A 12922-nucleotide genomic window follows, 5' to 3' on the forward strand; every position below is an offset into this window, starting at 1 on the left:
ATACCAGAAGCTTTCTCAGAGACTCATGAGCTCGCGGGGCTTATAACAGTTCTAGGTTTTATAGTTTCATTCATTTTATCAAAAATTTAACATTGGACTAAGAACCTTTATAGTGCAATTTTAGGGCCTATTAGTTTGTTTGTTACGATGCCCTTCTTCCAGTTTTATTAGTTTTTTGCTGTTTTTGGATTGTCTATCATCCACGTACTTTAGTATTATGAAATAACCATATGACACTGCAGGTTCACTGGTTCTCCTCAGTATCTGGTTCTCCCGTCCGGTAGGCCTCAAGGGCTGCGTAGGCAAGCCCCAGGACCAGCGGCCCCACTATGAACCCCGCCACACCCCATACAACCGGGCCCCCAAGGAAACCCACAAGGAATATCATGGGGTGTATATCAGCATACTTACCTGAAAGCTTTGGCCGAATGTATATGTCGATTGTGCTGAGGAATATCCCGAAGATCAGGACCAGAGCCCCCCTGAGGATATTCCCGGTCACGAAGTCATAGATGGCAAGGGGGGTGTAGGCCGCCCATGGACCTATAACCGGTATGAGCTGAAATATCCCTGTTATTATACCGAGTAGTATCGCGTAGTGGTAGCCCAGGAGGTGAAAGCCGGCGCCCGCCATGATGCCTATGAGGAGCGCTGTGAGGAAGTGGCCATAGAATATGCTCATGAGCACACGTTCTGTCTCAGAGGCCATCCTCCTCATGAAGGGCCTGGCTTCAGAGGGTATGAGACTCCTTATATATGAAATGAGCCTTTCACCATCCCTTGCAAAGTAGAATGTTGATGAGAAGAATATAAAGAGCTGCAAGGCTATCATGGGGACTGACTGTATCACATCGATCACATAGTTCAGGGATCCGCTAAGTATGTCGGTTAGAATACCCCTAAAGGTCCCCAGGGTGCTCCCGGAATTCTGGAGCTGTCCCGGAAGGTGGGGGATATCAAAGCCCCTTGCAAGGTTTATGAGTGAAGGGGTGGAGTTTATGAGGGAATCCACGGTGAAAACCACTATACCAACAAGGGGCATTATAACAAAGACCATTGCGATGATTATGGAGACCGAGAGGTATGGTATCCTCTCATTTATCCTTAAAGCCACTGGCCTTACAATGTAGGCGAATACCGCCCCCAGGAAGAGCATGGTCCAGAGGGGATATATTACAATGGCCGATAGAAGTATCAGTGAAAGTACAAGGAATGAAGTGGATGTGATGGTGCCTCTGAGCCTCTCTATCATGAAACCACCACATTACCAGCTGATTCTCCGGCCGGCAGCGTCCCTTCTGTACCTGCCAAATTCACCCACACACCTTAATTCATGGTCCCAGAAAACAGGGCCCTCGGCACAGACCCTCCACCCTGTCCCATCAACGCAGCACTGGCCGCAGATACCCACGGCACACTTCATGTACCTCTCAAGGGAAAACTGGGCCGGTATTCCCCTCTCATCAAGCACCTCCTTCACATGGAACATCATGGGTTCCGGACCGCACACAGCAGCCATGTCATATTCTCCATCCACCTCAGAAAGGCGTTCATGTGCAAATCCCTGAAACCCGCAGGTTCCATCATCTGTACATGTGTGGATATTAACACCTGCGCCCTCAAGTCTCTCGGTGAAGAGAAGCTCATCTGATGTCCTTGCAGCCACAACCGCATCCACATTCATGCCCCGTGCCACAGCCTCCTCTGCAAGGGCTGTGAGGGGGGCCATGCCTATCCCTCCACCCACAAGGATCAGATTTCTTCCTATGAGTTCAAAACCCCTTCCGTAGGGTCCCCTGACTCCCAGGAGATCTCCCTCGCCCAGTTCATGGACCGCTGACGTGAATTCACCAACCCTCCTTATGGATATGCCGATCTCAGACCTTTTATGGTCAATGAGCGAGACTGACATGGGTTTCTCGTCGCTGAAATTCCAGACCATGACGAACTGTCCGGGCAATATTTCGCTCGTGAAGTCCCAGTCAAATATGAAGGTCTTCACGGTCTCAGATTCCTCAACTATCCCCTTAATTTCAAGAATCTCCGGAACATTTCCCATGGAACTCACACCCCCTCATGGGCCAGTCCAACCATCTCATCAACCGATGAGAAGCCCTCCTCAATCATGAACCTCTCAAGGCCCCTGCATATCCTCATGAAGATCCCGGGACCATCATACATTATGGCTGTACCAACCTGAACGGCCCCTGCACCTGCAAACAGGAATTCAACCGCATCCCTGAAGTCCCTGACACCACCAGCACCAATTAGGGGGATCTCAACACTGCGGTAAACATCATAGACGCACCTTACAGCCACTGGTTTTATGGCGGGACCGGACATTCCCCCAAAGGCATTGGAGAGTACAGGCTTTGCTGTTTTTATATCAATCTTCATCCCGGGGCCAAGGGAGTTTATGAGGGTCAGTGCATCTGAACCCGCTTCCTCCGCGCTTTTTGCTATCTCAACAATATCTGTAACGTTTGGTGTGAGCTTGGTGGATACCGGCACCCCAACGGCGTCCTTTACAGCTGACACCACCCTGAATGTCAGCCCGGCATCCTGCCCTATGGAAGCCCCGCAGCCCGCCATGGCATGGGGACAGGACACATTGAGTTCAATCATGTCAACATATTCCTCCACAGAAGCAGCGGCCCTGGCAAATTCCTCCGGTGAAGACCCATAGATGGATGCTATGAGGGGCACATCATCATCCACCCCCCTGAGCTCCTCTTTAAATGCCTCAACCCCTGGATTTGATAGGCCTATGGCATTTATGATCCCGCCGGTAACCTCGACTGTGGTGGGATTTTTATAGCCCTCATTGGGTTCCAGTGAAAATGATTTGGTTACAACGGCCCCTGCACCCGCACGGTAGACCCTGTTGAGGGATGATGCCATGCTCCCCATAACTCCCGCGGCAAGCATGGTCGGATTCCTGAGCTCAATATTACATATCCTGGTCCTCAGCATGAAAAACACCTTCTAAATATATTTATAGTCACCACCTATAGATGTACCCCTATGAAGTGTTATCTTACAGGCTGCGTTGCTGGTTTTGTTGCCTTCAGTGAAGATCTGAAAGTCATAGATTATGAAACTTTCCCGCTGGATGAGGTGGCCGGCAGGCTCAAAGAATCACAGATGGGAGGAATCACACCTGAGGAGAGGAGTATACTTGAAAGGCTAATTGCTGAATACGATGAAGTTATTGTTGAGGCCGAACCCTCCCCTGCATACTCTGAATTCGGTAAAATCAGGTTCAAAATGCCATCAGCCGCCGGAGTCCATCTGAGGGAAAACCTCGATGAGATACTGGAATCCATCACTGATATACCCCCCTCCAGATTAATACACGACGCCCTCATCTCGGCAGCCCGGGAAAAACTGAGGGAGTCCCTCAGAGAATCCGACAGGTTCCTCATACAGGCCATAAATGCCCTTGATGAACTGGACGAGGAGATCGGGAAACTGATAGAAAGGCTGAGGGAGTGGTATTCCCTTCACTTCCCGGAACTGGATGGTGTGAGGAGCCATGAGCAGTATGTTGAGCTGGTTGCCAGGTACGGTGACAGGGAGAGGATACTTGAAAATTTCAGGATGGATGTTGAGGAAAGTATAGGCTCAGATATCAGCAGCGAGGACCTTCATATCTTCATGGACCTTGCAGAGAATATCAGGAGACTTCAGAGGCTGAGGCAGGACACCGAGAGGTATATTGACCTCAAAATGGAGAAACTCGCCCCCAACCTCAGGGCACTTGCAGGTGCTAATGTTGGGGCAAGGCTTATTGCACATGCAGGTGGCCTGAGAGAACTTGCCATGCTCCCCTCATCCACTGTACAGGTCCTTGGGGCTGAAAAGGCCCTGTTCAGGCACCTCAAATCAAATGCCAGACCACCAAAGCATGGTGTGATCTTTCAGCACCCATCCATACGGTCATCGCCCTGGTGGATAAGGGGCAAGGTTGCAAGGCTTCTTGCTGGCAAAACAGTGATTGCGGTGAGAAAGGATGTTTTCAGCGGTGAATTCGATCCAGAGATCATTGAAAGTTTCAATGAGAGATTAGAATTGATTAAAAAGAAAAATAAAAAACCTCCCGTCAAAAAGAAGAGGTTCAATAGGAAAAGATAATCGGAGTGGAGGGTGTGTCCAGTGAAACGTGTTAAGGGTCTTGATGGTGTTTTTATGATGAATGACTCTCTCCTCACAGTAAACCTCAACCCCGGTGTCAGGGTCTACGGGGAGAAGCTCATGGAGTGGGGTGGCCGGGAGTACCGGGTCTGGGATCCCAGGCGATCCAAACTTGCCGCTGCCATTCACAACGGCCTCAGAGGCTTCAGCCTCAAATCCGGTTGCCGTGTGCTGTATCTTGGGGCTTCGGCCGGAACAACAGCCTCGCACATCTCGGATATCGTGACAGACGGCAGGGTATACTGCGTTGAATTTTCACCCAGAATGATGAGGGAGCTTCTGGAGGTGTGCAGTGCCCGTATGAACATGTTGCCGCTTCTCGAGGACGCCTCAAGACCCAGAGATTACCTTAGGATGGTTGAGGCCGCTGACCTTGTCTACTGTGACATTGCACAGCCAGATCAGACCCGGCTGTTCACCGAGAATATGGAATATTTTCTGAGGGATGATGGCTACGGTCTCATAATGATAAAGGCCAGGAGCATAGATGTTACAAGGAGCCCCCGTAAGATCTTCCGTGAGGAGGTCAGGAAACTCAGGGACTCAGATTTCCAGGTGATCGATCAGGTGGGTCTCAATCCCTACGAGAAGGACCATATGGCTGTCCTTGTTAAAAGAAGTGATTGAAGTTCATATGATTTTTTAACAGATTTTTAGTAAAAAAGGTATATATTGGGTTAGTTACATAATTTTAATCCCAACTGAAGGCCATAATTTCACCTCCGGGTTATTGTTGCAACACAATAACCTGGAGTGAATAACTCCATTTTTCTGATTCCTGATGAAATAAAAATAAAAAGCCATTATTTTCCATTAAACTTCATCAAGAACTTCGTTCCTTTTCTTCAAGTTTTGCTGCAATTTCATCAACTATGATGGATGCAAGGTCATCCTTGCTCATTACAGGAAGTTCCAGGGTCCTATCTGAGACCATGATGGCCATGTTACTGTCTGAGCCGAAACCCTCAACTGAAACATCATTTGCAACAACGATATCCACACCAGCCTCCCGCATCTGCTTCTCTGCAGATCCGATAAGTTCCTCCCTGGGGACATCGTACTCAGCCTTGAATCCAACAATAAGTGCATCAGGGTTAAGTTCTCTTGCAATTTTTATGATCTTGGGGTTTGGTTTCAGTGTGAGTGTGAGCTCTCCATCTGAGGATATCTTCCTCTCAGTGCAGGTGGGTTTGAAGTCAGCGACGGCTGCAGCCGATACGAATACATCATGTTCCCCTATAAGTTCCCTGACTGCGGCTGCCATGGAATCCGCTGTCTCAGCCTCTTTAACAGTGAACTGCTGGGGAATATCCACTGAGACGATACCCGCCAGGAGTGTAACATCTGCACCCTCAATGTATGCCCTTCGTGCAACCGCAAGACCCATCTTACCTGAACTTCTATTTGTAATGCCCCTCACTGGATCGATTGGCTCATATGTTCCGCCGAGGCTTATGAGAACCCTTTTACCCCTCAACCTCTGCTTTGAGGTCTGCCTCATGGCCTCAAGTACTATGGTGTTGATGTCCGGGAACTTGGCCTTACCCTCATCCATGCGGGGTTCAACAAAGACAACGCCCTCCTCCCTCAGCCTCCTTATGTTCCCCTCTGCGGCGGCATACATGGCCTCATGCATTGATGGAACCATAACTATGGGTGTCCCCATCCCGGATGCCGTGAGGAGAAGGGATGATATGGGGTTGTCGGCCAGCTTAAAGGCAAGCTTACCTATGATGTTGGCCGTTGCAGGGGCCACCAGGATGAGGTCTGCGTCGGCGTACTTGACGTGCTCGATCTCCCCTGTAAGTTCAAGGATGGGTTTACTTCCTGTGGCAAACTCCATTGCATGGGGGTGTATTATTCTGCAGGCGTCCTCACTCATGAAACATCTGACGCTGGCACCCTGCCTTCCCAGTTCCCTTGCGAGTTTAACTGCCTCAATGGCAGCAACGCTTCCTGTAACGCAAAGTACAATCTCCATTCCATCCCCATCATGTGTCATCTATAACAACAACCGTTTTCTCTCCGGTCAGCATTTCTATTATCTCGTTGAGGGTTTCAAGTTTGCCTGGCACTCTCCTTGCATCCTCCCGCATAACCCTGATCTTGAAGCGTTCCTCACCGTCCTTCCCGAATACTATGTTGATCCCTGAAATCCTTGCAGGTGCAAGGACATCCTCTGCAACCGATTTGAGGTCAGAGTTCTCACCAACCACCCTCACCTTTTTGCCCAGGGCCCTTGATATTGCCCTTACGATTTTACCGCCCTTACCTATCAGTTTTCCGACCTCATCAGACTCCGTTATGATTATAACTATTCCATCAAGGTCTATGGCCCTTTTAAATCCTAGTTTTCCCTCTCCAATCCTGTATAGAACCTTTGATATCTCCAGTTCAGTCTCGGTTACCTCCCCTGTTTTAAGTTTATTTTCACAGCCCTGACATAAAATTCCGCTTTTAAGACAGACATCGCATATTGGCAATACCATTCCTTCTTCCTCCTTTTCTTTAGTGGTTACCGTGGTTATCGCAAACAAGGCCACACCTATAATCCCGGTTTAAAAACCCAGTACAGTCTTTAAACCTCGGAGATAAAATAAAAAGAGCCCATTTAGTTATCACTGCAGTGACCCTTATAATTTAATAATATTTTGATAAATATAAATTTATAGTTTTGGCCTATCCCTAAAGAAAGGAGGGTGGAGTTAAATAAACCTGAAGCTGTTCACGATGAGGTCGAAGTTCTTTCCTTCAGCATCGAACCTGTCAGCCGGGGCTGTGCAGAGTATCACATAGACCCTTCTGTTGTTCTGTATCCAGATGGCCCTATGCTTCTTCTGGACCCCATCAAGGACAATATAGACATTTTCTATTGCCTGGTAACCACCTATGGTTGTGTTTGTCTCTGAGACCCTCCTGTAACTGGAGTTGGTGAACAGTGCATCATAGTTGTCCCTGTACATATCATAGATGTTACCCTTAAGCTCCCTTGACTGGATAACAACCGATACCTGTGCAAGTCCAGATGAATCAACTGATGTCGGGTCCCCAACTGCTGCGATGGTTTCGTTTGCCAGTGAATTGGCTGTCACCCAGTTGGATGGGTACTCAAATGAAATGTTGTTTCCGGAGAACCTTTTGGTCTGGTTCTCTGAGTTGCTGTCAGGTGAGGTGCATCCTGACACCGCAACGACCATTATTATGAAAAGGATGAACCAGTGCTTCCTCATGCAATTTCCTCACTCTCATGGTGATGATGGTGGATTCTGACCGCCACCGGTCCCCTGATTATCGGGTGCTGTTGGAGTGGTGGGTGTTGAAGGCTTTTCTGGAGTGGTGGGTGCCGTGGGTGTTGTGTTGGTGGGGTTCCTGTTTGTGGTGTGGGTTACTGTCACATTCTTAACGGTGTTGTTGAAGGATGGGAACGCTGTTTCATTCACGGTAACTGTCCCTGTAACGGGGGTTTCATCCTTCACGTTCATGAAGTACAGTCCAAAACCCGTTCCAAAGAAGAATGCCGCCACAATTATTATGGCACCTATGAGCGACAGATTCGGACCCCTCTTTCCCTTAACCTCATCTGTCCTGACGTACTTCCTGACAAGTTCCTCCTTCTCCTCTTCATCCTTCTTTTTCCGTGATTCCTCCACCCAGTGGTCGAGGGTTTTTTCCGGGGTTTTCTGCCCCTGAAGGCGCCTTATATTTTCAACTGCCTCAATTGTTTCAAGTTCCTTCGTGTACTGTTCCTTCAGTTCACTGTATTCCTTCCTTGAAATATTACCCTCTTCCAGGTCCCCTTCAAGTTTCTTGAGCTGTCTCAGGATGATTTTCTTATCCTGACCAATCATAATCATCTCCTGATAAATCGATGATATCAACTGGATCTATATTGAACAGCCGGGTATATATAATTTATATGGCATGGAACACCTAAACCCCATATTTATAGCATGGAACACCTAAACCCCTGATACTCCGTTAACAGGCAAAGTATCTTTATACCTAGGTACCCGGGTGCTCAGGTGAGTTCCTGAAAAATCAAAAGGGCTATTCATAAACAGTTTCCTCTGGATAGGATCCCAGAATTTTAAAGAAAGGTGTTCTATCAGCTATACAATCAAGCACACCCATTATGACGGCGTCCTTCCGGTGCCCCTCAAAATCTATGAAGAATATGTACTTGCCAAGCCCCCTCTTTGAGGGTCTGGATTCTATCTTTGTGAGGTTCACTCCATGCTCTGCAAAGAATCCCAGAACCTCATAAAGCCCCCCTGGTCTGTCCTCTGCCAGTGAAAAGACTATGGAGGTCTTGTCCCTTCCTGTTGGCTCATGATCCTTTTCCGAGAGGACTATGAACCTTGTGAAGTTGGGGTCAAAGTCCTGTATGTCCTCTGCGATCACCTCAAGGCCATAGATATCCGCGGCTCTCAGGGTCCCTATCGCCGCAAGTTCCTGTCTCCCCACTATCGTCCTGGCCGCTGCTGCTGTGCTGGGTGCTGAATGTGTTGTGACACCCAGCTCCTCCAGGAACCTCCGGCACTGGGCAAGGGACTGGGGGTGTGAGTAAACCTCCCTCACCTCCCCCAGGGAGACCCCCCTGTTGACAAGGAGGTTGTGCCTCACCCTAAGTATTATCTCCCTCTCTATGCAAAGATCATATTCCCATGCCAGAAGGTCGAGTGTTACCCCAACCGGCCCTTCAATTGAGTTCTCAATGGGAACAACCCCCTTTGAAGCCTTACCTGATGCCACAGCCCCCAGAACCTCAAGTATGGAGTCAAATGCCAGAAGTTCATCACCAATATGGAGCGCAGCCTCCTCGGTGAATGTCCCCTCAGGCCCGAGGTAGGCTATGGATTCTTCTACCATCAGTAGAGGCCCCCCTCCAGGTAGTTGTTTATCCTGTCTGTTGTTGCCTGGTAGAATCGCCTCACCGTGGCCTTACCGTCCCTGTAGTCTGCGAGGGTCGCTGAGACACCGAGATGTACAAGGTGCCTTATGAACTCCTCGGCGGTCTCCCTGTCCTCCACATCGATGATCGTGTCCTCGTAGGCGGCCTCACCGTCTGCTATGGCCTTTATCCTCTCAAGCATGGGGTATATTATTGCCTCTCCCAGGCGGTGAGCCCTCTCAAGGGTTTCCTCATCTGACTCATCCAGTTCATAGGCCTGGAAACCCTCCCTTATAACCCTGCTGAAGAAGAAGGGTCTCCCAAAGTCGAAGGGGTAGCTGAAGGCATATGCAAGTTCCCGTGCATGTGCCTGGGATGATGTGTACTTCAGGGGTGGTAAATCCATTGAGGGGTCCTTCATGACAACCCCCTCTCTTCCCTCCTTCCCCAGTGCCATTATTATATCTGCAACCTCCTCTGCAGCATCTTCCACAGGGTAAATCCCGAATAAACGGACGGGTGGAAGATCATAGGACTCAAGAAGGTCCCTCTTCTCTTTTATTGGGAGGGGTCTGTTGGTGTTCTTCTCCCTCAGGTCAAAGACCCTGAAACCCAGGGACCCCACCTCAGGGTAGTCCTGTGAAACATAGGGATTGTCCCTTCCAACCATCTCACCGCATACAACAAGGTCCCCGTGGTCAGAGAAGAACCCGTCAAGGTCCATGAGTTCCAGTGCCTTCCGGGTTGTGAAGGGGCATACATGGCCTCCTCGTGTGAGTGCAACCGTATCACCGGATGAAAGGCGTGTTATGCGGACATTGTAACCGTTCATCTTCTCCTCTACTGCAACGCTGTCCCTGAAGTGTTCCATCAGGGTGGGGGCTAGTAGAAGTGTTCTTCTGATCTTCGGAAATCCCCGGATAACCTCAACCTCATCTCCAGTGTAGATCACCGTGCCTGCCTCAAGGTCCATGAGGGATTTTTTGAAAATTAGTGCATTCATGCCACCCTCTTCAGTGACCCTGATGGCGCCCCTGGCCAGCCCCGCCTCCAGTCTTTTAGATGGAATCCCTGTTTTCTCTGTGATCTCATGGAAAGGAATGTCTGTATTCATCAGATTCACGCTGATCATTCAATTATAAACATGTGTATTCAGCTTATTCAAAAAAATAAAGGATTAGAAGACACCCTCTATCTCAACTATGAGATCAAGGATGTCCGTCTTTGTCACTATACCCTCAAGTTCGCCGTCCACAACAGGAAACCCGCCGTAACCTGTCTCCATCATCATGGATGCAAGATCCGTTACCGGCGTGTCTGCCTCAACGGTCCTGACGTTCTGTTTCATTATATCCTCAACAAGGAGGTTTCTTATCCTTGATGATTTGTGCTTATCAGGTACGACCTTCCTGAAGTTTATAACTGCACGTGTCATGTCCTTTGCGGTGAGTATACCGGCAAGTTCCCCTCCATCCATGATCAGAAGCCGTCCTATGCCTGCATCAATCATCATCCTCCTTGCATGGACAGCCCTCTCCTGGGGGGATACTGTTATCATCTCTGTGCTCATGACATCGGCCGCTGTGTAACTCTCATAGGCCCTTCCCCTGCAGATATCAAGGAGGTCTGATTTGGTTACGATTCCCAGTATCTCATCATCAAGGATAACAGGCAGACTTCCTATGTTGTTCTCAAGCATGAGACTTGCTGCGTTTCCTGCATCCATGTCTGGATCTGCAGTTATGAGTTCAGATGTCATGACCGTTGAGACATGGAAGTGGGATGGTGCCATGTTCCCGTACCTTGATGATCCCAGTTTTATGGCTATATCCTTCTCGGTGACTATCCCCACAAGTTCCCTCTCATGTTCGTTGTTTGTGTTGATCACAAGGAGCCTTGATACGTTTTTCTTTCCCATTAATCGAAGGGCGTCGCAGACGTTCTGGTCCTTATCGATGCAGACAGGATCCTCTGACATGATATTTTTAATTATCATACTCTTCACCTACTGTATCCCGCTTATTATATCTGTTTTGGTTATTATTCCCACCAGTTCCTCATCCTCAACAACGGGCAGTCCGCTTATTCCATTATCAAGCATCAATGAAGCGGCCTCTGATGCATCAACTGAGGGTTCAACTGTTATGACGTCCTCAGTCATTATATCGCCTGCAGTTAACATTGCGATTGTCCTTGCCCTTCTCTTCTCCTCGGATGCGCGGCTTATGAAGTAGACCCTTTCAACAGGTATGCCCCTTTCAGGGTCCTCAAATGTTGCAAATGAAAGGTTCTCAGAGGTTATTATTCCCTCAACAGCCCCATTTCCGGTTACAACGACCCTTGATATACCGTTCTCCTCCATGACATCTATAACATGGGCCAGCGTATGGTTTGCTGTCACCGTTTTAACATCCCTGGTCATTAAATCCTCAACCTTCCACCTGCCGGCGCACCTGTCCTTGAAGAATCTGAGAAGGTCCCTTTTGGTTATGATGCCTGCAAGTTCCTCTCCATCCATCACAAGGAGTGAGCCTATTTTCTTCTTCAGCATGAGGTCAGCGGCTTCCCTTGGAGTGGCGTCGATATCAACGGTTATGGGGTTTTCGTTCATCACCCTTCTTATTGAGATCTTATCTATTGGCCTTCTCTTCCATGCGGGTCCGTTGATTCTCAGCTTCCTTGTTATGTCCGTCTCTGTGACGATACCTGCTGGTTTCCCCCCGGAGTCCACCACCACTACCCTGCTTATCCCATGCCTTAACATGAGGTTCCGGGCGTATGCAACCTGCTGTGTGTCTTCCATGACAAAGACTTCATCTGTCATTATAGCTCCAACATTCATGGGACCACCTAACCTGTTATTGCCCTCAGAAGGTCGCTCTCTGTTATGATTCCCCTGAGGTTTCCATAGTCCACCACAGGCAGACCACCAATTCCATATTTTTCCATGATCTCACATACATCTCCGAGGGTTGTTGTTGATGTGACGGTGCAGACCTCCCTTTCCATGATTTCGGTGACCGGTGTGGCGAGAACCTCCTCTGCACTGTTGTTCTTCATTGAGTTGAATGCCTGGTTCCTTCCAAGGAACTCAAGTATGTCGGTGGATGTAACAATTCCAACAAGTTTTTCATCCTCGGGATGGGGGGTTCTTCTTTCCTCACCAATAACAGGTATTCTCCTGAGCCTGTTTCTTACCATTATCTTGGATGCGCCCTCTATCGGTGTTCCGGGTGTTGTAGTTATGACATCGGCTGTCATGTGATCCTCCGTGACCTCATCGATGAATACACCTGCCATGAGGAGCACGAAGTCCCTCTCGGATACTATACCTGCTATCCTCCCATCATCATCAACTACCGGCAGGGCACCGACACTGTTTTCCAGCATCATGGTCACCGCATCTGATATGGAGTCCCTGGTGGTTATGTGGATGACATCACGTGTCATTATACTCTTAACCGGTTCGTTGACTGCTGCGAGGAAGTTATCATCGTATTTGTTATCCAGGATCTTGAATTTATCTCCCCCTCCTAAAAAGTCCAGGATGTCCATGGCCGTTACTATTCCCTGGAGCTTCCCTGTTCCGGGGTTTGTTATGGGAAGCCTCCTGAATTTGTTCTTAACCATTATCTCCGCTGCTTCCTTGATGGTGGCTGTCTGTGGTATGGAAATTACTTCCTTGCCGGCGATTGTCATGACATCGCCTTCATGGTCGAAGTTTCTGCTCTCGAATTCAATGGGACCACGGTCCCTAGACTTTACCAGGTTTATGGTGTCTTTTTTTCTCATTTACACACCTCTCTGGGAGATATACTTACATGAAGTAAGTATCGT

The 12922-nt window shown here is 48.7% G+C and carries 14 protein-coding genes; 2 read left to right on the top strand and 12 right to left on the bottom strand.

Going from position 1 to position 12922, the window contains the following annotated elements:
• Window positions 1-244: 244 nt before the first annotated feature.
• The 3 genes from ACPLJI_RS00765 to ACPLJI_RS00775 are packed head-to-tail and all read right to left on the bottom strand — an operon-like array spanning window position 245 to window position 2973.
• Window positions 245-1252, bottom strand: coding sequence for an AI-2E family transporter (locus tag ACPLJI_RS00765; RefSeq protein ID WP_424730607.1), 1008 nt, complete (start codon window positions 1250-1252; stop codon window positions 245-247).
• 12 nt (window positions 1253-1264) lie between these two features.
• Window positions 1265-2059: a dihydroorotate dehydrogenase electron transfer subunit gene (locus tag ACPLJI_RS00770; protein ID WP_370004578.1), complete on the bottom strand. Its 795-nt coding sequence runs from the start codon at window positions 2057-2059 to the stop codon at window positions 1265-1267.
• 5 nt (window positions 2060-2064) lie between these two features.
• On the bottom strand, window positions 2065-2973 hold the full coding sequence (locus ACPLJI_RS00775; protein ID WP_424730606.1) for a dihydroorotate dehydrogenase: 909 nt from the start codon (window positions 2971-2973) through the stop codon (window positions 2065-2067).
• A gap of 51 nt (window positions 2974-3024) precedes the next feature.
• Between ACPLJI_RS00775 and ACPLJI_RS00780 the strand changes: the two genes are divergently transcribed.
• Both ACPLJI_RS00780 and ACPLJI_RS00785 read left to right on the top strand, forming a co-directional pair.
• Window positions 3025-4134 carry an NOP5/NOP56 family protein gene (locus ACPLJI_RS00780; protein WP_424730605.1) on the top strand — a complete coding sequence of 370 codons (1110 nt, stop codon included), beginning with the start codon at window positions 3025-3027 and terminating at the stop codon, window positions 4132-4134.
• A gap of 21 nt (window positions 4135-4155) precedes the next feature.
• The gene (locus ACPLJI_RS00785; protein WP_424730604.1) at window positions 4156-4821 is read left to right on the top strand and encodes a fibrillarin-like rRNA/tRNA 2'-O-methyltransferase; all 666 of its coding nucleotides are present in this window, start codon (window positions 4156-4158) and stop codon (window positions 4819-4821) included.
• 196 nt (window positions 4822-5017) lie between these two features.
• Here ACPLJI_RS00785 and coaBC read toward each other — a convergent pair whose 3' ends face one another.
• The 9 genes from coaBC to ACPLJI_RS00830 form a co-directional block, all read right to left on the bottom strand.
• Window positions 5018-6175: a bifunctional phosphopantothenoylcysteine decarboxylase/phosphopantothenate--cysteine ligase CoaBC gene (coaBC, locus tag ACPLJI_RS00790; RefSeq protein WP_424730603.1), complete on the bottom strand. Its 1158-nt coding sequence runs from the start codon at window positions 6173-6175 to the stop codon at window positions 5018-5020.
• A 10-nt stretch (window positions 6176-6185) separates the two neighbouring features.
• Window positions 6186-6683 (bottom strand): transcription elongation factor NusA, encoded by a 498-nt coding sequence (locus tag ACPLJI_RS00795; protein WP_321212177.1) that lies wholly within the window; start codon window positions 6681-6683, stop codon window positions 6186-6188.
• Window positions 6684-6899: 216 nt separating this feature from the next.
• Window positions 6900-7424 (bottom strand): PsbP-related protein, encoded by a 525-nt coding sequence (locus ACPLJI_RS00800; RefSeq protein ID WP_321211154.1) that lies wholly within the window; start codon window positions 7422-7424, stop codon window positions 6900-6902.
• Window positions 7425-7439: 15 nt separating this feature from the next.
• A complete protein-coding gene (locus tag ACPLJI_RS00805; RefSeq protein ID WP_424730602.1) occupies window positions 7440-8042 on the bottom strand; it encodes a hypothetical protein in 603 nt (200 codons plus the stop codon).
• 199 nt (window positions 8043-8241) lie between these two features.
• Window positions 8242-9063 carry a prephenate dehydratase gene (gene pheA, locus ACPLJI_RS00810; RefSeq protein ID WP_424730601.1) on the bottom strand — a complete coding sequence of 274 codons (822 nt, stop codon included), beginning with the start codon at window positions 9061-9063 and terminating at the stop codon, window positions 8242-8244.
• Window positions 9063-10199 (bottom strand): RNA ligase, encoded by a 1137-nt coding sequence (locus tag ACPLJI_RS00815; protein ID WP_424730600.1) that lies wholly within the window; start codon window positions 10197-10199, stop codon window positions 9063-9065. The genes pheA and ACPLJI_RS00815 overlap by 1 nt, the downstream gene beginning before the upstream one ends.
• A gap of 63 nt (window positions 10200-10262) precedes the next feature.
• The gene (locus tag ACPLJI_RS00820; protein WP_424730599.1) at window positions 10263-11081 is read right to left on the bottom strand and encodes a CBS domain-containing protein; all 819 of its coding nucleotides are present in this window, start codon (window positions 11079-11081) and stop codon (window positions 10263-10265) included.
• Window positions 11082-11090: 9 nt separating this feature from the next.
• The gene (locus tag ACPLJI_RS00825; RefSeq protein WP_321211159.1) at window positions 11091-11927 is read right to left on the bottom strand and encodes a CBS domain-containing protein; all 837 of its coding nucleotides are present in this window, start codon (window positions 11925-11927) and stop codon (window positions 11091-11093) included.
• Window positions 11928-11935: 8 nt separating this feature from the next.
• Window positions 11936-12877 carry a CBS domain-containing protein gene (locus ACPLJI_RS00830; RefSeq protein ID WP_424730598.1) on the bottom strand — a complete coding sequence of 314 codons (942 nt, stop codon included), beginning with the start codon at window positions 12875-12877 and terminating at the stop codon, window positions 11936-11938.
• Between the last annotated feature and the right edge of the window lie 45 nt (window positions 12878-12922).

This window comes from Methanothermobacter sp. (assembly GCF_049720995.1).
Lineage (GTDB): Archaea > Methanobacteriota > Methanobacteria > Methanobacteriales > Methanothermobacteraceae > Methanothermobacter.